We start from the raw sequence: 17,915 nt of genomic DNA, 5'->3' as shown, positions 1-17,915 counted from the left end.
CAAGGCCCCGAGACGCTGACTAAGGGCCCCGATCGGTTTCAGACTCGTCCGCCATCGCCTTGAGCACGTGCTTGAGCACCTTGCCGGTCGCGGCGGCCGGCAGGCTGTCCATCAGCACGATGCGCGTCGGCCGCTTGTACGGCGCGAGGCGGGCCGCGGCCCAGGCACGCAGCTCCTGCGGCGTCACGCGCGCGCGCGGCGCCGGCTGCACGAAGGCCACGACGTCCTCCTCGCCCCCGGCAAGCGCGCGTCCGACCACCGCCGACTGCGTCACCGCCGGATGCGCGTTGAGCACGGTCTCGACTTCGAGCGGGAACACGTTGAAGCCGGAGCGGATGATCAGCTCGCGCGTGCGGCCGACGATGAACAGCGCGCCGTCCGGATCGCGCCGCGCCAGGTCGCCGGTGTCGAGCCAGCCGTCCGGCCGCAGCGCCTGGGCCGTCAGGTCCGGCGCGCGGTAGTAGCCCTGCATGACGTTCGGGCCGCGCACCCACAGCGCGCCGGGCTCGGCGCCGGCGTCCTTGCCGTCGCGCCCGACGAGGCGCGCCTCGACCCCCGGGATCGGGTAGCCGACCGAGGTGTCGGCGCGCGGCGCGGCAAGGCGGGTCTGGCTGACGGTGGGCGCGGCTTCGGTCAGGCCGTAGCCGTTGTGCAGCGGGACGCCGAGCGCCGCCTCGACCTGGCGCTTGAGGGCGGGGTCGAGCGGCGAGCCGCCGGCGTAGGCGAAACGCAGGGTCGATCGCAGCGTCGGCGCCGGCCGCGCGCCGCCGCCCAGGTGCTCGAGCAGGCGCGCGTACATCGCCGGCACGCCCTGCACGATGGTCAAGCCCTCGTCGCGGATGGCGGCCAGCATGCCTTCCGGCGTGAAGCGCGGCGCCAGCTGCAGGCAGGCGCCGGCGTACAGGGTGCCCAGCATCACCGACGTCAGGCCGTACACGTGCGAGACCGGCAGCACGCCCCAGGCGCGGTCCTGCGGCGCCAGGCCGCGCAGGCGGCTCGACACCGCGGCCACGTACAGCAGGTTGCGGTGGCTGAGCATCACGCCCTTGGGCTGGCCGGTGGTGCCGGTGGTGTAGACCAGGGCGGCGACTGGTTCCGGGCCGGCCGGTTCGGGCATGGCGCCGGGGTCGCACGAGCCGATCATGAATTCGCCCAGCGCGGCGTCTGCCATCGCCTGCGCGCCCGCAAGCGCCGCGTGCGCGTGCGCGTCGGGCGACACCGCGCTCGTGTAGAGCGCCAGGCGCGCCCCGCTGTGCGCGCGGATCGCCTGCAGTTCGGGCGCGGACAGGCGCGCGTTGACATTGACGATCCAGGCCTCCAGCGCGGCAGCCGCGAAGATCGCCGCCACCTGGGCCGCGCAATTCTCGCTCACCAGCAGCACGCGGTCGCCGGGACGCACGCCGTGCTCGCGCAGCAGGCCGGCCAGGCGGTCGATGGCGTCGGTGAGCTGGCGATACGACAGCGTGCGCCCGAGCTCGGCCAGCGCCGGCGCATCCGGCGTGCGCACGGCATGCAGGCGCGGGACCGCGTCGATGCGCGCGGGCAGGCTGGCCAGCAGCCCGGAGACGTCGATCATGGCTGCGCCTCGCGGATCATCTTGCGCGCGATGACCGGCGGTTGGATCCGAGACGCGCCCTCGTAGATCGTGTGCAGGGTTTCGGGATCGCGCATCATGGGGCCTCGGCGTCGTCCTGGTTGTCGGGCGGCGCATTGAAGGCCTGGTCGAGCTCGTCGATGCGGCCGGTCTGGGCCGCGTCATAGCCGGGCAGGGCGGCCACGCGCGCGTGGAAATCCGCGCTGCGCAGGATAGCGAGCACGCGCGCCATCAGCGGGTCCTGCAGGGCATCGTTGCGCAACGCGAAAAAGTAACGCTCGCGCGCGAGCGGGATGAACTCGAGCTTGAAATGCTCGGCCGCGGTGCGCATGCCGACGCCGACGTCGGCCATGCCGCTGGCGATGTAGGCCGCCACCGCCGAATGGGTCAGCTCGGCGTTGTTCCAGCCGTTGATGGCGTCCTGGCCGATGCCGCGCGCGGCCAGCATCAGTTCCAGCAGCATGCGCGTGCCGGAGCCGGCCTGGCGGTTCACGAAGCGCAGTTCGGGGCGCACCAGGTCGTCCAGGCCCTGCACGCGCAGCGGATTGTCGCGCGCCACCAGCAATCCCAGGTCGCGCGCGGCCAGGTGGACCAGGCAATGCTGGCGCGGATCGAGCCAGCGCAGGTACCAGTTGGCCGCGCGCGCTTCGAATTCGCCCAGCGGCACGTGAAAGCCCGCCAGGTCGCATTCGCGCCGCGCCAGTGCCGCCACCGCTTCCTGGCTGCTGCGGTAGCGCAGCGCGAGCGGGATCTTGCCGGGCGGCGCCAGCTGCGCCAGGTAATCGGTCAGGGCCGCCACCGCGAAGCCGTGGCTGGCGTCGATGCGGATCGTGTGCAGGTTGTCGTCGCGGCCCGCTTCGCGGCCGTGGGTGCGCACCTTGTCCAGTTCGCGCTCGAGTTCCGAGGCCAGGCTGGCCAGGGTGGGCGACAGGCGCGCGGCGATGCGGCGGTCGGCCCAGGCCAGCTTTTCGGCCAGCGGCGTCAGGCGTGTGCCGCGCCCGCGCCCGGTTTCCAGCAGCGGCTCGCCGAACAGCGCCTCGGCCTCGCGCAGCACGCCCCAGGCGTAGCGGTAGGACAGGCCGACGCTGCGCGCGGCGTCGGCGATCGAGCCGCTGTCGTGGATCCCGAGCAGCAAGCCGAGCAGGGTGGCGGTGTCGAGCGGAGGATCGCCGTTGAAACGGATTTCCCAGTGAGGACGAATATCAACTTTGAACATGATGCGGGAATCGGCGCAGCGGGCGCCGGTCGAATATGGTGGATACAGCCTATTTTTACCTGCCGCCTGGCGTGCTAGGCTCACAGGGCGGTAAAGGTTTCGGAAAAAGTATGCTCTCGAGCAGGGCATCATATTAGATCAATCCGGAGGAGACATGGCCTTACCCGTCATTCCGATCGCCGTCGAGGGTGCGAGCCGGCAGCGCAAGCGCGCCGCGCCCAAGGGCCGGCAACCCGATCCCCAGGCGCTGCGCGCGATCCGGGACCTGCTGGGCGATGCCCCGCGCCGGCGCGACCTCCTGATCGAATACCTGCACCTGATCCAGGACGCCTGCGGCGCCCTGGCGCCGGCGCACCTGGCCGCCCTGGCGCAGGAACTGGGACTGGCCCAGGCCGAGGTCTACGAGGTGGCCAGCTTCTACCACCATTTCGACGTGCTGCGCGACGGTCAGGCGCCCCCGCCGGCGCTGACCGTGCGCGTGTGCGCCGGCCTGTCCTGCGAGATGGCCGGCGCGCGAGCGCTGCTGGACAGGCTGCCCGCCATCCTGGGCGCCGAGGTGCGCGTCCTGGCCGCCCCCTGCATCGGCCGCTGCGAGGGGGCGCCGGCCGTGCTGGTCGGCCAGCGGCCGGTGGCGCCGGCCACGCTGGAAACCGTGCTGGCCAAGGCGGCGGCGGGCGAGACCGGACACGTGCACGCCGGCCACGTCGACCTCGCCGCCTACCGTGCGCTCGGCGGCTACGCCTTGCTGCGCGATTGCGCCGAGGGGCGGCGCGATGCCGAGTCGGTGATCGCGGCGCTGGAGAGTTCCGGCCTGCGCGGCCTGGGCGGCGCCGGTTTTCCGGCCGGACGCAAATGGCGCATCGTGCGCGCCGAGCCCGGCCCGCGCCTGATGGCGGTCAACATCGACGAGGGCGAGCCCGGCACCTTCAAGGACCGCGTCTACCTCGAGCGCGACCCGCACCGCTTCCTGGAGGGCGCGCTGATCGCCGCCTGGGCGGTCGGCATCGAGGCGATCTACCTCTACCTGCGCGACGAATACCACGGCCTGCGCGCCATGCTGCAGGCCGAACTCGACAAGCTGCGCGCCGATGCGCCGCTGGATCCGATGCCGCGCATCGAGCTGCGGCGCGGCGCCGGCGCCTATATCTGCGGCGAGGAGTCGGCCATGATCGAGTCGATCGAGGGCAAGCGCGGCATGCCCCGGCTGCGCCCGCCCTACCTGGCCCAGGTCGGGCTGTTCGGCCGGCCCACGCTCGAGCACAATTTCGAAACCCTGCACTGGGTGCGCGACATCGTCGAGCAGGGCCCGGAGCGCTTTGCCGGCCACGGCCGCAACGGACGGCGCGGCTTGCGCTCGTTCTCGGTCTCGGGCCGGGTGCGCGAGCCCGGCGTCAAGCTGGCCCCGGCCGGCATCACGATGCGCGAACTGATCGACGGGTATTGCGACGGCATGCAGGACGGCCATGCCTTCTACGCCTACCTGCCGGGCGGCGCCTCGGGCGGCATCCTGCCGGCCGCGCTGGGCGACATCCCGCTCGACTTCGACACGCTGCAGCCCTACGGCTGCTTCATCGGCTCGGCCGCGGTGGTGGTGCTGTCCGATCGCGACAGCGCCAGGGCGGCCGCGCTCAATACGCTGCGCTTCTTCAAGATTGAATCCTGCGGCCAGTGCACACCCTGCCGCGCCGGCACCGCCAAGGCCGTCGCGCTGATGGAACAGCGGGTGTGGGATACGGCGCTGCTCGGCGAGCTGTCGCAGGTGATGCGCGACGCCTCGATCTGCGGTCTCGGCCAGGCCGCGCCCAACCCGTTCGACTGCGTCATCAGGTACTTTCCGCATGAGCTGGAACATGAGCTCGAACAAGGAGGGCGGCCATGAACGCCGGCCTGCAAACCGTCACCATCGACATCGACGGCCGCGCGGTCCAGGCGCTGCCGCACGAGACCCTGATCGAAGCCGCCGCGCGCGCGGGCATCGAGATCCCGCACCTGTGCCACAAGGATGGCCTCGAACCGGCCGGCAACTGCCGCGCCTGCATGGTGGAGATTGCCGGCGAGCGCGTGCTGGCGCCGTCCTGCTGCCGCCATCCGGCGCAAGGCATGAAGGTGAGCACCAACAGCGAGCGCGCCGTGAAGGCGCAAAAGATGGTGCTCGAACTGTTGATGTCGGACCTGCCCGAGCGCGCCTACACCCGCCACAACGAGGTCGACGCATGGGCGGACAAGCTCGGCGTCGGCAAGCCGCGCTTTCCGGCCACGCGCGTGCAGCCGCCCCTTGACACCAGCCACGCCGCCATCGCGGTCAACCTGGACGCCTGCATCCAGTGCACGCGCTGCCTGCGCGCCTGCCGCGACGCGCAGGTCAACGACGTGATCGGCCTGGCTTCGCGCGGCGAGAATGCGAAGATCGTGTTCGACCAGGACGACCCGCTGGGCGCGTCCACCTGCGTGGCCTGCGGCGAGTGCGTGCAGGCCTGCCCGACCGGCGCCCTGAGCCCCGCGCGCGGCGCGGCGATGGCCGTTCCCGACCAGCAGGTCGATTCGGTCTGCCCCTACTGCGGCGTCGGCTGCCAGCTGACCTACCACGTCAAGGACAACAGGATCCTGTACGTCGAGGGACGCGACGGCCCGGCCAATCACGGCCGCCTGTGCGTCAAGGGCCGTTACGGCTTCGACTATGCGCATCATCCGCATCGATTGACCAAACCGCTGATCCGGCGCGAAGGCGTGCCCAAGCGCGGCGATTTCACCATGGACCCATCGCGGGTGATGGAGGTGTTCCGCGAAGCCAGCTGGGACGAGGCGCTGGACGCGGCCGCGGGCCCGCTCGCGCGCATACGCGATGCGCACGGCGCGCGCGCGCTCGCGGGCTTCGGCTCGGCCAAGGGCAGCAACGAGGAAGCCTACCTGTTCCAGAAGCTGGTGCGCACGGCTTTTGGCTCGAACAACGTCGACCATTGCACGCGCCTGTGCCACGCCTCGTCGGTGGCGGCGCTGCTGGAAGGGATCGGTTCGGGCGCGGTCTCGAACCCGGTGATGGACGTGACCCGCGCCGAGGTGATCGTCGTGATCGGCGCCAACCCGACCGTCAACCACCCGGTGGCCGCCACCTGGATGAAGAACGCGGTGCGCGCCGGCGCCAAGCTGATCCTGTGCGACCCGCGCCGCTCGGACCTGGCGCGCCACGCGCACCGGCACCTGCAGTTCAAGCCGGACACCGACGTCGCCCTGCTCAACGCCATGATGCACGTGATCGTGATGGAGAACCTGGTCGACCGCATCTTCATCGAGAGCCGCACCATCGGCTACGCGGAACTGGCCGCCAACGTGGCCGCCTACAGTCCGGAAGCGATGGCGCCGATCTGCGGCATCGACGCCGGCACGATCCGCTACGTGGCGCGTTTGTATGCGACCTCGAAGGGCTCGATGATCCTGTGGGGCATGGGCGTGTCGCAGCACGTGCACGGCACCGACAACGCGCGCTGCCTGATCGCGCTGGCGCTGCTGACCGGCCAGATCGGCCGTCCCGGCACCGGCCTGCATCCGCTGCGCGGCCAGAACAACGTGCAGGGCGCGTCGGACGCCGGCCTGATCCCGATGATGTATCCCGACTACCAGCGGGTCGACAACGGCGACGCCCAGGCCCGCTTCGAGGCCGCCTGGGGCCATGCGCTCGATCCGAAACCCGGCCTGACCGTGGTCGAGATCATGGACGCCATCCTGGCCGGCGGCGAGGAGGGCATCCGGGGCATGCTCATCATGGGCGAGAACCCGGCCATGTCCGACCCCGACGCCAACCACGCGCGCGCGGCGCTGGCCGCGCTCGAGCACCTGGTGGTGCAGGACATCTTCCTGACCGAGACCGCCTACCTGGCCGACGTGATCCTGCCGGCGTCGAGCTTTGCCGAAAAGACCGGCAGCTTCACCAACACCGACCGCGTGGTGCAGCTGGGCCGCCAGGCATTGACGCCGCCGGGCGATGCGCGCCAGGACTTGTGGATCCTGCAGCAGCTGGCCCGCCGGCTCGGCTTGCACTGGAATTACGCCGGTCCGGCCGAGGTGTTCGACGAAATGCGCAGGCTGATGCCGAGCATCGCCGGCATTACCTGGGAACGGCTGCAGCAGGAGGGGGCAGTCACCTATCCCTGCCGCGCCGAGGGCGATCCCGGCGAGCCGGTGGTGTTCACCGACAGCTTCCCGCGCAAGGCGACGGCCATGCGCGGCGACGAAAGCGGGCGCGCGCGTTTCGTCCCGGCCGACATCATCCCGGCCGACGAGCGGCCCGACGCCGAGTATCCGCTGGTCCTGATCACCGGGCGCCAGCTCGAGCACTGGCACACCGGCAGCATGACGCGGCGCGCCGGGGTGCTCGATGCGATCGAACCGGATCCGGTGGCGCTGGTGCATCCGCTCGACCTGGATGCGCTGGGTGGCAAGCCGGGCGACGTGATCACGATCGCTTCGCGCCGCGGCGAAGTGGCGTTGTATGCGCGCGCCGACGAGGGTTCGCCGCGCGGTGCGGTCTTCGTTCCGTTCTGCTATTACGAGGCGGCGATCAACCGGCTCACCAATGCTGCGCTCGATCCGTTCGGCAAGATTCCCGAATTCAAGTATTGCGCGGTCCAGGTGCGCCTGGGCGGCCAGGTCGCACCGCAAGGCTCTTACGGTGGCGGCCAAATTCTCGGAAGCGTGGCACAATTGCAAACATGAACGGATCGACCACGCAACAATCCTTGCCGAGCTATCGTCCGCAGCTGTCCCAGGCCGGTGCGCCGCTCACCTACGAGGTGACGGCGCTGGACGAGCGCGGGCGCCGCTCCAGCCTGCACATTCCCGCCGAGCGCCCGCTCACCGTCTACGTCGACAAGCGCGAGCTGGTCACCTTGATGACCCTGGGCGGCGCGCCCGAGGCGCTCACGCTGGGCTACCTGCGCAACCAGCGCCTGGTGCGCGACATCGCCGAGGTCGTCTCGGTCCAGGTCGACTGGTCGGTGGACGCCGTGGCCGTGGTCACGCGCCACGGCATCCAGGACATCGAGGAACGCACCGCCAGGAAAGTCGTCACCACCGGCTGCGGCCAGGGCTCGGTGTTCGGCGGCCTGATGGACGAGGTCGACCAGATCACGTTGCCGCCGGATGCCCGCCTGAAACAGTCGACCGTGTACCGCATCGTCGAGACCATCCGCACCCAGCAATCGGTGTACAAGCAGGCCGGCTCGGTGCACGGCTGCGCGCTGTTCGACAAGGACGGCGAGCTGCTCTGGTTCGTCGAGGACGTGGGCCGCCACAACGCGGTCGACGCGATCGCCGGCCTGATGTGGCTGGAAGGCATCAGCGGCGCCGACAAGGTGTTCTACACGACCGGCCGTCTGACCTCCGAAATGGTGATCAAGGGCGCGCAGATGGGCATTCCCTTCCTGCTGTCGCGCTCGGGCACCACGCAGATGGGCCACCGCGTCGCCGAGCAGGTCGGGCTGTCGCTGCTGGCGCGCTGCAGCGGGCGCCACTTCCTGCTGGTCAGCGGCGCCGAACGCCTGGTGTTCGAACCCGAACTGCTGGACGCGCTGGAGGCGGCGCGTCTGGCGCGACCGCCGGCGCCGCCGGTGTCGACGGCGCCGGCGGTCGCACCCGACCTCGTACGCTGATGTCCCTGATCGACGCCACCCTGCGCGCTTTCGCCCTGCTGTTCACGGGCGACGCCGACCTGTGGCGCATCATCTGGGTCTCGCTCAAGACCAGCCTGGCCGGCTTGCTGCTGGCGACGCCGCCGGCGATCCTGCTCGGCTACCTGGTCGGCATGCACCGCTTCCGGGGCCGGCGCATCGTGATCTGGCTGGCGCAGGCGGCGCTGTCGCTGCCGACCGTGCTGATCGGCCTGCTGATCTACCTGCTGCTGTCGAACCATGGGCCGATGGGAAGCCTGCAATGGCTGTTCTCGCAGCCCGGCATCGTGCTCGGGCAGTGCGTGGTGGCGCTGCCGGTGCTGCTGGCCTTCACGCTGGCGGCGGTGCAGGCGCTCGACCCGCGCTACGCCGAGACCGCGCTGTCGCTCGGCGCCAGGCGGCGCCAGGTGATGGCGCGCGTGCTGTACGAGGCGCGTTTCGGCGTGATGGCGGCGGTGCTGTCGGGTTTCGGGCGCGTGATCTCGGAAGTGGGCTGCGCGCTGATGGTGGGCGGGAACATCGAAGGCCAGACGCGCACCATCACCACCGCCATCGCCCTCGAGACCAGCAAGGGCGATTTTTCCCAGGGCATCGCGCTGGGCATCGTGCTGGTCGCGATCGCGCTGCTGATGAACGGCGCGCTGATGCTGCTGCAGGGCGACGCCCACGCGGCGCGGGGCAGGGCGTGAGGAAGCGGACATGAGGGAGCGGACATGAGCATCAGCATCCATTCCGACATCACCGCCGGCCTGTACGCCAACAAGGACGTGCAGCCGCGCGACGAACGGCGCAAGGCGCTGCTGGGCGTGCGCGGCCTGCGCAAGCGCCACGGCGAACGTCCGCTGTTCGACATCGACGTGCTCGACATCGCCACCCACGACGCCTACGTGCTGACCGGGATGAACGGTGCGGGGAAGAGCACGCTGCTGCGCGTGCTTGGCGGGCTGGAGCGGGCCGAGATCGACAGCCTGCGCTTCGAGGGGCAGGACATCCTGCGCGTGCACCCGTTCCCGCGCGCGCTGCGCGAGGGCATCGTCTACGTGCACCAGCATCCGGTGCTGTTCTCGACCAGCGTCGCGCACAACATCGGCTACGGGCTGGCGCTGCGCGGCGTGGCGCCGGCCGAGGTGAGTGAAGCGGTTGCACAGGCCATGGCCTGGGCCGGCGTCGAACACCTGCAGGACCACGATCCGACCCGCTTGTCCGGCGGCGAGAAGCAGCGCGTGGCGCTGGCGCGCGCCAAGATCCTGCAGCCCAAGCTGCTGCTGCTCGACGAGCCGACCGCCAACCTGGACGGCCAGGCGCGCGAGCAGGTCATCGAACTGATTCCCACCCTGGTCGAGGCCGGCCGCAGCGTGATCGTTGCCTGCCACGACCGGGATTTGATCGGGATGCCCGGCGTGCGGCGCCTCAAGCTGCGCGACGGCCATCTCGAGTATCGCTGAGCAGTTCCACACTTCCAAAACTAAGAGAATAACAATGATTCAACGCCGCGCCATCCTGGCAGCCGCCCTGACGTTCGCTTTCGCCGCGCCGTTCGGCGCGAGCCCGGCCCAGGCCCAGCAGGTCAACGACAAGGTGCTGCGCCTGTCGACCACGACCAGCACCGACAACTCGGGCCTGCTGCCCTATCTGTTGCCCGCGTTCGAGGCCAAGACGGGCATCAAGGTCAACGTGATCGCGGTCGGCACCGGCAAGGCGCTCGAGCTGGGCAAGAACGGCGACGTCGACGTCTGCCTGGTGCACGCGCGCAAGCTGGAAGATCAGTTCGTGCTCGACGGCTGGGGTATCGACCGCCACGACGTGATGTACAACGACTTCATCGTGGCCGGCCCGACTTCGGACCCGGCCGGCGTCAAGGGTAACCACGACGTCATCTCGGCATTCCAGAAAATCGCCTCGAGCAACGTGAAGTTCATCTCGCGCGGCGACAACTCCGGCACGGACGTGATGGAAAAGGATTACTGGAAACAGGCCGGCACCAAGCCGAGCGGCACCAACTACGTCTCGGCCGGCCTGGGCATGGGCGAGGTGCTGAACATGGCGGCCGAGTTGAAGGCCTACACGCTGACCGACCGCGCCACCTACGGCGCATATAAAGCCAAGACGGGTCTGGCGGTACTGGTCGAAGGCGACAAGCGCATGTTCAACCCGTACGGCATCATCGCCGTCAACCCGGCCAAGCACAAGGGCATCAACAACAAGGGCGCCGAGCAGCTGATCGACTGGATCACCTCGCCGGAAGGCCAGGCCAAGATCGCGTCGTTCAAGCCGGCCGGCGAGCAGCTGTTCTTCCCGTCGGCCAAGCGCTGAGCGGGTTCGCCTGATCGTTCAGTCGAAACCGTAGCCGGCCAGGATGCGCTTGCCGTCCGGGCCCAGCACGAAATCGACGAAGCGCGCACCATCGGGAAAGCCCGGGCGCGCGCCGATGCCGTAGGCGCTGCGCACGTTCAGCGCGGCGGGAATGCGCACCACGGCCAGCCCGGGCAGGGCGCGCCGGGTCGATGCCGCGTTGGTGCAGTACATGACGTAGGCGTCGGCCTTGCCGAAGAACTGCCAGGTGTAGTCGCCCATCGGGTCGAGTTTCGGCGTCGAGGTGGCCAGGCGCACGCCGGGGCGGGCCAGCACGTCGAGCAGGTTGTCCGCGTTCAAGCCGAGCTGCGGGCGCGCGACCACGCACAGGTCGTTGTAGGCGAAGACGACCGAACCGGCCAGCAGGCCGGCCCTGGCCAGCGCCTCGGTATGTTCAACAGAGGCCGAGGCAAACACGTCGGCGGCGCGGCCGTGTCCGATCTCGTCGCGCAGGCTGCCTGCGGCCAGCACCGTGATCGTCTTCGTGTCCGGCTGGGTATCCTATGTCGTCATGCTTTGCTGCGCCATGGCCGTCCCGGTCCACGGCAGCGCCAACGCGAGCAGCGCCCGCCATCGTTTGCTTGCCATGCGCCTTCCTTGCCGATCAGGCCAGCGCGTGCACCACGTCCTCGACCTCGATCGCCTTGACCCAGTCGCGGCGCTGGTGCGCGGTGATGACGGTGCTGTTGGCCTTGTCGACCGGCGCCCATTCCGGGGTCTTCTGGCGCATCAGGGCCACGACCGGTACACCGACCGCGTTGGCCAGGTGCATCACCGCGGTTTCCACCGAGACGATCAGGTCGCACTGGGCCAGCATGGCCGGCAGCTGGAAGAAATTTTCGTTGGCGCTGAACAGCTCGGTGCGGTCCAGCTTGTTTTCGACCAGCATCGCCTTGACGCGGCCGACTTCCTGCGGAATCGCATTGACGATGAAGCAGGCGTCGCTCCACCCGGGCTGGTTGCGCATTTCAAGGATCAGCCGGGCCACGCGCTCGACCGGCCAGCAGCGCTTGCGGGTCTTGGCGAACGGGTTGATGAACACCAGCTTGCCCTGGCGCTCGTCGAAGCCCCATTCGGCCACGCGCGCGCGCGCCGCCTCGACGAAGCGGTCGGGAATGTGCACGAAGGGGATGCGCTCGCTCGGCGCGATCTGGACGCCGAACAGGCGGCGGAACCATTCCGCGTGCACGTCGCTGATGTGCGGCGCGCTGCTGCGGTCGGCGATGTCAGGATTCAGGCTGGCGTCCAGCTTGCGGAAGGTGAAGTAGTGATGCATGCCGAGCAGGCCAAGCGGCTTCTTGAGGCCGGCGATGAAGCCGCTCGGGCTGATCTCGCGCGCGAGATCGGCGTAGAAATGCGGGCGCAGGGTGCCGAGCGAGACCACGATCGGGTAATGCTCCTGCTGCGCGTCCTTGATCGATGCCTGGAACAGCTCGGGCGAATAATTCTGGTCGTAGACCTTGTCGATGAAATCGCAGGCGGCCAGCCAATCGTACAGCACGTTCTTTTTCAGGTGCGGCCATTGCGAGGCGTCGCTGGTGCGCCGAACCTCATCCACCCACAGATCCAGTTTCAGGTGCGGATAGGCACGCGCGAACGCTTCGAAACAGTTCTGCAAATAGGTATAGTCGCCCAGCGCCAGGTGGGCGATGAACAGTATCTTGTCCGACCTGGCGAGCAAGTCGGGTGGAATGAGAGGTAGATTCATTGTCTCTTACGGGTCGCCTGCCAGTTGTCACACCGACGCCGCCAGCATGTTTCGGGATTTGCGAACAACACTCCGGTCAGCTGGCCGCCGGCGCAAGCGCATCGCTCACGCTGGACGCTACCGCCGACTCTTAAAAATCCGCAAATTGTCACAAATTGTAGTCCAAACGAGGGTTTTGCGTTGCCCTCAACCATATTTTTAATAGTACTGTCCTGTGCGAGCAACATAACTGAACAGTATGACAAGCGCCCGCAATTCAGCCGTCGAAGCTGGCGTAAAAACTTCACATCAGGATAACGTCGTACTGTTCCTGATGATAGCCGCGCTCGACCTGCAACGAAATCTTCTTGCCGATGAAGTCGCCCAGCATGGCCAGGTGCTGCGACTCTTCTTCGAGAAACATATCGACCACTTCCTGCGACGCTAGGATACGGAATTCGCGCGGATTGAACTGCTTGGCTTCGCGCAGCAGTTCGCGCAGGATTTCATAGCAAATCGTGCGCGATGTCTTGACCTGTCCTTTTCCGCTGCAGGCAGGGCAAGGCTCGCACAGGATGTGGGCCAGCGACTCGCGTGTGCGCTTGCGCGTCATCTCGACCAGCCCGAGCGCCGAAAAGCCGCTGACCGACACCTTGGTGCGGTCACGTGACAGCGTCTTCTTGAGCTCCGCCAATACGGCGTTGCGGTGCTCGGTATTTTCCATGTCGATGAAGTCGAGGATGATGATCCCGCCCAAATTGCGCAGGCGCAGCTGGCGCGCGATGGCGTGCGCGGCTTCCAGGTTGGTCTTGAAGATCGTGTCGGCGAAATTGCGTCCGCCGACGAAGCCGCCGGTATTCACGTCGATCGTGGTCATCGCCTCGGTCTGGTCGACGATCAGGTAGCCGCCCGATTTCAGGTCGACGCGCCGGCCCAGCGCGCGCAGGATCTCTTCCTCGACCCCGTACAGGTCGAACAGCGGGCGCTCGCCGGTGTAGTGCTGCAGGCGCGACAGCACGCTCGGCGTATAGACCTGGGCGAATTCCACCAGTTTCAGGTAGTTCTCGCGCGAATCGACCAGGATCGACGCGGTCTCGTCGTGCACGAAATCGCGCAGCACGCGCTGGGCCAGGCTCAGGTCCTGGTACAGCAGGCTGGTGGCGGGCAGGGTACGCGCGCCCTTGAGGATCGCGCCCCAGGTCTTGCGCAGGTAATCGATGTCGGCGGCGAGGTCGGCGTCCGAAGCTTCCTCGGCCTGGGTGCGCACGATGTAGCCGCCTTTTTCCTCGGGCGGCAGCAAGCCTTGCATGCGCGCGCGCAAGGCTTCGCGCTCGGCTTCCTTCTCGATCTTTTGCGAGATGCCGATGTGCTTGTCCTGCGGCAGGTAGACCAGCATGCGCCCGGCGATCGAGATCTGGGTCGACAGGCGCGCGCCCTTGGTGCCGATCGGGTCCTTGATCACCTGCACCGTCAGGACCTGGCCGTCGAACAGGATCTTTTCGATCGGGGTCGGGGCGCCGTTGGGGGCGCCGCTGGCGCTGTCGTGCGGGCGCGCTTCCCAGATGTCGGCGACGTGCAGAAAGGCTGCGCGTTCCAGGCCGATGTCGATGAATGCCGACTGCATGCCCGGCAGCACGCGCACGACCTTGCCCAGGTAGACATTCCCGGCCAGGCCGCGCGTCAGCGTACGCTCGATGTGCAACTCCTGCACGGCCCCCTGCACCACCAGCGCGACGCGCGTTTCCTGTGGCGTGATATTGATCAGGATATCTTCAGTCATGAGGCCGGGCCGTGCGTTTATTGTTCAGGGTGCCATGATACACGCAGGCACGGGGCCGCAGGGTCACGGCAAGGGGATGCCGGCTTTGCGCAGCAGCTGCGCGGTCTCGAATACCGGCAGCCCCATGATGCCCGAATGGCTGCCTTCGATGTGCTCGATGAACAGCGCCGCCAGGCCCTGGATGCCGTAGGCGCCGGCCTTGTCGTAGGGCTCGGGCGTGGCGCAGTAGGCGCGGATGTTGTCCAGGCTGAGCTTGGCGAAGCGCACGTTGGACACTTGCGTGACCTGCTCGACGACGTCGGTGTGGTGCAGCGCGACCGAGGTCAGCACCTGGTGCGTGCGGCCGGACAGGCGTTCGAGCATCGCCACCGCTTCCCTGGCGTCGGCCGGCTTGCCGAGGATCTCGCCGTCGATGGTGACGGTGGTGTCGGCCGACAGCACCGGGCGCAGCGGCATGCGGCGCAGGTGCAGCGCGCGCCAGGCGAACTCGCCTTTTTCGCGCGCGACCCGCTCGACATAGGCCAGCGGCGCCTCGCCGGTGTCGACGTCTTCGCTGACGTCGACGCTGCGCGCCGGGTCCGAGCGCAGGCTGAACAGTTCGAATTCGATGCCGACCTGGCGCAGCAGTTCGCGCCGGCGCGGGCTTTTCGAAGCGAGGTAGATCTTCTTGTCGAGAGGTTTCATCTGCCTGTTGAGCTAGACTCGGTGGTAGGGATGGTTCTGGGTGATGGTCCAGGCGCGGTACAGCTGCTCGGCCAGCATCACGCGCACGACCCCATGCGGCAGGGTCATGCTGGAGATGCGGATCAGGCCGTCGGCGCGCGCCTTCAGTTCCGGGTCGAGCCCGTCGGCCCCGCCGATCAGGAAGGCCACGTCGCGCCCGTCCTGCTGCCAGGTTTCCAGCTGCTGGGACAGGCCGACGCTGGTCAGGTCCTTGCCGCGCTCGTCCAGCGCGACGATGCGCACGCCCTTGGGCAAAGCGGCTTCGATGCGCTCGCGTTCGAGCGCCATCGCGGTGGCCGCGGTCTTGCTGCCGGAGCGCTCGACCGGCTTGATTTCCTTGAGCACGATGCGCAGTTCGGGCGGCATGCGCTTGACGTACTCCGCAAAGCCGGCCTCGATCCAGGCCGGCATCTTGTGGCCGACCGCGGCGATTATCAGCTGCATGCGAACAGGCGCCTTGTCGTCGAAGCGATCACGTGCAAGGGATCACTCTTCGTCGGCGGCCGGCTTGATGCGGCGGATGACCTTCTTGGCCGGCGCTGCGCCTTCGCCGGCAGCGGTCTTGGCCGCGGTGGCGCGCTTCGGCGTGGCGGCCTTGGCAGCCTTGGCGGCGGCCGCCGATGCGGCGGCGGTCTTGGACACGGCCACCTTCACCTTGGCGCCGGTCGGGATCTTGGCGGCCGGGGCCTTGGCGGCGGCGCTGGCGCTGGTCTTGAGCGTGGTGGCGCGCTTGGCGGCAGGCTTGCGCTCGTTGACCGGCTTGGCTTCCGGCTGGTCCTGGGTGGCGGCCAGGTGCTTCGATCTGGTTTTGGGTGCGGTGGCGGCTTCCTGGCCTTCGGCGCTCGACTTGCGCTTGGCGGCGCCCAGCTTGACCGGCTTTTCGCCCCAGATTTCTTCCAGGCGGTAATACTGGCGGATCGCCGGCTGCATGATGTGGACGATCATGTCGCCCAGGTCGACCAGCACCCATTCGCCGGTGTCTTCGCCTTCCAGGCCGATCACGTCGCCGCCTGCTTCCTTGACCTTGTCGCGCACCGAGGCGGCCAGCGCCTTGGTCTGGCGATTCGACGTGCCCGAGACGACCGCGATGCGGTCGAACAGGCTGGTCAAACCCGTCGTGTCGAACAGGGCGATGTCCTGGCCCTTGACGTCTTCCAGTGCGTCGACGACGACCGTTTGCAGTTTCTTGATATCCATTAGCTCTTGTATAAGTTGTGTTGTTGAATATAGTCTAGCACTCCCTCCGGCAGGAGCGCGCCAAGGTCCGTACCCCGGTTTTCGCCGGGGTTGTCACGGTTCCCTGCTGCGCCTGCATGCAGGAGGGCGCGCACCTGGGTGGCCGAAATGTCGACCGCCAGCGTGTGCGCCAGGCAGACCCGGCCCGCCGGGCTGGCCCGCACTTCATCGGGCGTGGCGCGCCGCGCCGCCAGTTCCTGCGCCACCGCGGCCGGCAGCGCGGCATGGTCGAGCCGGTAGCCGGGGCGGGCGGCGACGCCGAAATTGGCCAGCGCAAACAAGTCGCGCCAGCCGCGCCACGTGTCCAGCTTCTGCAGCTGGTCGGCGCCCATCAGGAATACGATCGAAGCGTCCGGGCCGAGTTCAAAGCGCAGTTCGCGCAGCGTCTCGACGGTGTAGGTCGGGGTCTTGCGCACGATCTCGCGGGTATCGATCATGACCGCGAAACCGCTATCCTGGAAAGCCAGCTCGAGCATCGCGACGCGGTCCGCGTCAGAGGCTTCGAGCCCGTTGTTCTTTTGCCAGGGCAGGCCGGCCGGCAGGATGCGCAGCTCGTCTGGATGCAACAGCTGCGCGAACAGTCCGGCCAGCGCCACATGGCCGCGGTGCACCGGGTCGAAACTGCCTCCCAGCAGGGCGACGCAGCGGCTCGTGGTCGAACTCACCGGGCCAGCCAATCCCGGTGCGGAAGGAAGTCGGTGTAAAGCGCGGCTTCCGGGCTGCCCGGCTCCGGGTGCCAGTCGTAGCGCCACTTCACGATCGGCGGCATCGACATCAGGATCGCCTCGGTGCGCCCGCCCGACTGCAGGCCGAACAGCGTGCCGCGGTCCCAGACCAGGTTGAACTCGACGTAGCGGCCACGGCGATATGCCTGGAAATCGCGTTCGCGCTCGCCATACGGCCGGTCCTTGCGGCGTTGCAGGATCGGCAGATAGGCGTCGAGGAAACCGTCGCCGACCCGTTGCACCAGCGCGAACGAGGCGTCGAAGCCGAGTTCGTTGAAGTCGTCGAAGAAGATGCCGCCGACGCCGCGTGCTTCCTTGCGGTGCTTCAGGTAGAAGTACTCGTCGCACCAGCGCTTGAAGCGCGGATGCAGTTCGTCGCCGAACGGCGCCAGCGCGTCGTGGCAGGTCTGGTGGAAATGGCGCGCATCGTCCAGGTCGCCGTAATAGGGCGTCAGGTCCATGCCGCCGCCGAACCACCAGACCGGCTCCTTGCCCTCGGCCGTGGCCTCGAAGAAGCGCACGTTCATGTGCACGGTCGGCGCGTACGGGTTACGCGGATGCAATACCAGCGACACGCCCATCGCTTCCCACGCGCGTCCGGCCAGCTCGGGCCGCGCGGCCATCGCCGACGGCGGCAGGCTATGGCCGCGCACGTGGGAAAAATTGACGCCGCCGCGCTCGATCACGTTGCCTTCCTCGATCAGGCGTGAGATCCCACCGCCGCCCTCGGGGCGTTCCCAGCTGTCGCGCAGGAACGGCTTGCCGTCGACGTCTTCGAGCGCGCGTACGATGCGCGCCTGCAGGTCGAGCAGCCAGGCCTTGACGGCGTTGGGATTCGGGGTGGACATGTGGGAAAGGGCAGTGTTGAAAATCGAACGGGGGATTGTACACTGCGGCGGGGGATTGGGATAGGACACGGCGGGCCGTGTCCTAAAGCAG

At 68.3% G+C, this 17,915-nt stretch carries 16 protein-coding genes; 6 read left to right on the top strand and 10 right to left on the bottom strand.

Annotation, left to right across the window (positions count from 1 at the left end):
• Window positions 1-19 precede the first annotated feature (19 nt).
• Together FA90_RS14655 and FA90_RS14650 are read right to left on the bottom strand one after the other, a co-directional pair.
• Window positions 20-1,576 (bottom strand): class I adenylate-forming enzyme family protein, encoded by a 1,557-nt coding sequence (locus FA90_RS14655; protein WP_036169873.1) that lies wholly within the window; start codon window positions 1,574-1,576, stop codon window positions 20-22.
• Between the two features lie 94 nt (window positions 1,577-1,670).
• Complete coding sequence (locus tag FA90_RS14650; RefSeq protein ID WP_051971808.1) at window positions 1,671-2,810, bottom strand: helix-turn-helix transcriptional regulator; 1,140 nt, start codon at window positions 2,808-2,810, stop codon at window positions 1,671-1,673.
• A gap of 154 nt (window positions 2,811-2,964) precedes the next feature.
• Between FA90_RS14650 and FA90_RS14645 the strand changes: the two genes are divergently transcribed.
• From FA90_RS14645 to FA90_RS14620, 6 genes are read left to right on the top strand one after another with little or no spacing between them, the layout of a single operon-like run.
• On the top strand, window positions 2,965-4,689 hold the full coding sequence (locus tag FA90_RS14645; RefSeq protein WP_036169870.1) for an NADH-ubiquinone oxidoreductase-F iron-sulfur binding region domain-containing protein: 1,725 nt from the start codon (window positions 2,965-2,967) through the stop codon (window positions 4,687-4,689).
• The gene (gene fdhF, locus FA90_RS14640; RefSeq protein ID WP_036169868.1) at window positions 4,686-7,520 is read left to right on the top strand and encodes a formate dehydrogenase subunit alpha; all 2,835 of its coding nucleotides are present in this window, start codon (window positions 4,686-4,688) and stop codon (window positions 7,518-7,520) included. The genes FA90_RS14645 and fdhF overlap by 4 nt, the downstream gene beginning before the upstream one ends.
• Window positions 7,517-8,455 (top strand): formate dehydrogenase accessory sulfurtransferase FdhD, encoded by a 939-nt coding sequence (locus FA90_RS14635; RefSeq protein WP_051971807.1) that lies wholly within the window; start codon window positions 7,517-7,519, stop codon window positions 8,453-8,455. The genes fdhF and FA90_RS14635 overlap by 4 nt, the downstream gene beginning before the upstream one ends.
• Entirely contained in the window at window positions 8,455-9,162 is a 708-nt protein-coding gene (locus FA90_RS14630) for an ABC transporter permease (RefSeq protein WP_036169866.1), read from the top strand. Before FA90_RS14635 ends, FA90_RS14630 begins: the two co-directional genes overlap by 1 nt.
• A 24-nt stretch (window positions 9,163-9,186) precedes the next feature.
• Window positions 9,187-9,918: an energy-coupling factor ABC transporter ATP-binding protein gene (locus FA90_RS14625; RefSeq protein ID WP_081933865.1), complete on the top strand. Its 732-nt coding sequence runs from the start codon at window positions 9,187-9,189 to the stop codon at window positions 9,916-9,918.
• 34 nt (window positions 9,919-9,952) lie between these two features.
• On the top strand, window positions 9,953-10,786 hold the full coding sequence (locus FA90_RS14620) for an extracellular solute-binding protein (RefSeq protein ID WP_156116714.1): 834 nt from the start codon (window positions 9,953-9,955) through the stop codon (window positions 10,784-10,786).
• Between the two features lie 18 nt (window positions 10,787-10,804).
• Here FA90_RS14620 and FA90_RS14615 read toward each other — a convergent pair whose 3' ends face one another.
• The 8 genes from FA90_RS14615 to hemF form a co-directional block, all read right to left on the bottom strand.
• Entirely contained in the window at window positions 10,805-11,296 is a 492-nt protein-coding gene (locus tag FA90_RS14615; RefSeq protein ID WP_051971806.1) for a substrate-binding domain-containing protein, read from the bottom strand.
• A gap of 133 nt (window positions 11,297-11,429) precedes the next feature.
• Entirely contained in the window at window positions 11,430-12,533 is a 1,104-nt protein-coding gene (locus FA90_RS14610) for a glycosyltransferase family 9 protein (RefSeq protein WP_036169864.1), read from the bottom strand.
• 283 nt (window positions 12,534-12,816) lie between these two features.
• Window positions 12,817-14,292 (bottom strand): ribonuclease G, encoded by a 1,476-nt coding sequence (gene rng, locus FA90_RS14605; RefSeq protein WP_036169861.1) that lies wholly within the window; start codon window positions 14,290-14,292, stop codon window positions 12,817-12,819.
• Window positions 14,293-14,355: 63 nt separating this feature from the next.
• Window positions 14,356-14,976, bottom strand: coding sequence for a nucleoside triphosphate pyrophosphatase (locus tag FA90_RS14600; RefSeq protein ID WP_036169859.1), 621 nt, complete (start codon window positions 14,974-14,976; stop codon window positions 14,356-14,358).
• Window positions 14,977-14,988: 12 nt separating this feature from the next.
• Window positions 14,989-15,459, bottom strand: a complete 471-nt coding sequence (gene rlmH, locus FA90_RS14595) for a 23S rRNA (pseudouridine(1915)-N(3))-methyltransferase RlmH (RefSeq protein WP_036169856.1) — start codon at window positions 15,457-15,459, stop codon at window positions 14,989-14,991.
• A gap of 42 nt (window positions 15,460-15,501) precedes the next feature.
• A complete protein-coding gene (gene rsfS, locus FA90_RS14590) occupies window positions 15,502-16,212 on the bottom strand; it encodes a ribosome silencing factor (protein WP_036169855.1) in 711 nt (236 codons plus the stop codon).
• Window positions 16,212-16,916: a nicotinate-nucleotide adenylyltransferase gene (locus FA90_RS14585; RefSeq protein ID WP_051972191.1), complete on the bottom strand. Its 705-nt coding sequence runs from the start codon at window positions 16,914-16,916 to the stop codon at window positions 16,212-16,214. The genes rsfS and FA90_RS14585 overlap by 1 nt, the downstream gene beginning before the upstream one ends.
• Entirely contained in the window at window positions 16,913-17,824 is a 912-nt protein-coding gene (gene hemF, locus FA90_RS14580) for an oxygen-dependent coproporphyrinogen oxidase (protein ID WP_036169851.1), read from the bottom strand. The genes FA90_RS14585 and hemF overlap by 4 nt, the downstream gene beginning before the upstream one ends.
• Window positions 17,825-17,915: the final 91 nt, after the last annotated feature.

The organism is Massilia sp. 9096 (assembly GCF_000745265.1).
GTDB lineage: Bacteria > Pseudomonadota > Gammaproteobacteria > Burkholderiales > Burkholderiaceae_D > Telluria.
This window is presented reverse-complemented; position numbering and strand designations above follow the sequence as displayed.

Excerpts from the sequence above, each read along its gene's own strand:
- FA90_RS14655 (WP_036169873.1), bottom strand. The coding sequence starts at position 1,576 with ATGATCGACGTCTCCGGGCTGCTGGCCAGCCTGCCCGCGCGCATCGAC.
- FA90_RS14650 (WP_051971808.1), bottom strand. The coding sequence starts at position 2,810 with ATGTTCAAAGTTGATATTCGTCCTCACTGGGAAATCCGTTTCAACGGC.
- FA90_RS14645 (WP_036169870.1), top strand. The coding sequence starts at position 2,965 with ATGGCCTTACCCGTCATTCCGATCGCCGTCGAGGGTGCGAGCCGGCAG.
- fdhF (WP_036169868.1), top strand. The coding sequence starts at position 4,686 with ATGAACGCCGGCCTGCAAACCGTCACCATCGACATCGACGGCCGCGCG.
- FA90_RS14635 (WP_051971807.1), top strand. The coding sequence starts at position 7,517 with ATGAACGGATCGACCACGCAACAATCCTTGCCGAGCTATCGTCCGCAG.
- FA90_RS14630 (WP_036169866.1), top strand. The coding sequence starts at position 8,455 with ATGTCCCTGATCGACGCCACCCTGCGCGCTTTCGCCCTGCTGTTCACG.
- FA90_RS14625 (WP_081933865.1), top strand. The coding sequence starts at position 9,187 with ATGAGCATCAGCATCCATTCCGACATCACCGCCGGCCTGTACGCCAAC.
- FA90_RS14620 (WP_156116714.1), top strand. The coding sequence starts at position 9,953 with ATGATTCAACGCCGCGCCATCCTGGCAGCCGCCCTGACGTTCGCTTTC.
- FA90_RS14610 (WP_036169864.1), bottom strand. The coding sequence starts at position 12,533 with ATGAATCTACCTCTCATTCCACCCGACTTGCTCGCCAGGTCGGACAAG.
- rng (WP_036169861.1), bottom strand. The coding sequence starts at position 14,292 with ATGACTGAAGATATCCTGATCAATATCACGCCACAGGAAACGCGCGTC.
- FA90_RS14600 (WP_036169859.1), bottom strand. The coding sequence starts at position 14,976 with ATGAAACCTCTCGACAAGAAGATCTACCTCGCTTCGAAAAGCCCGCGC.
- rlmH (WP_036169856.1), bottom strand. The coding sequence starts at position 15,459 with ATGCAGCTGATAATCGCCGCGGTCGGCCACAAGATGCCGGCCTGGATC.
- rsfS (WP_036169855.1), bottom strand. The coding sequence starts at position 16,212 with ATGGATATCAAGAAACTGCAAACGGTCGTCGTCGACGCACTGGAAGAC.
- hemF (WP_036169851.1), bottom strand. The coding sequence starts at position 17,824 with ATGTCCACCCCGAATCCCAACGCCGTCAAGGCCTGGCTGCTCGACCTG.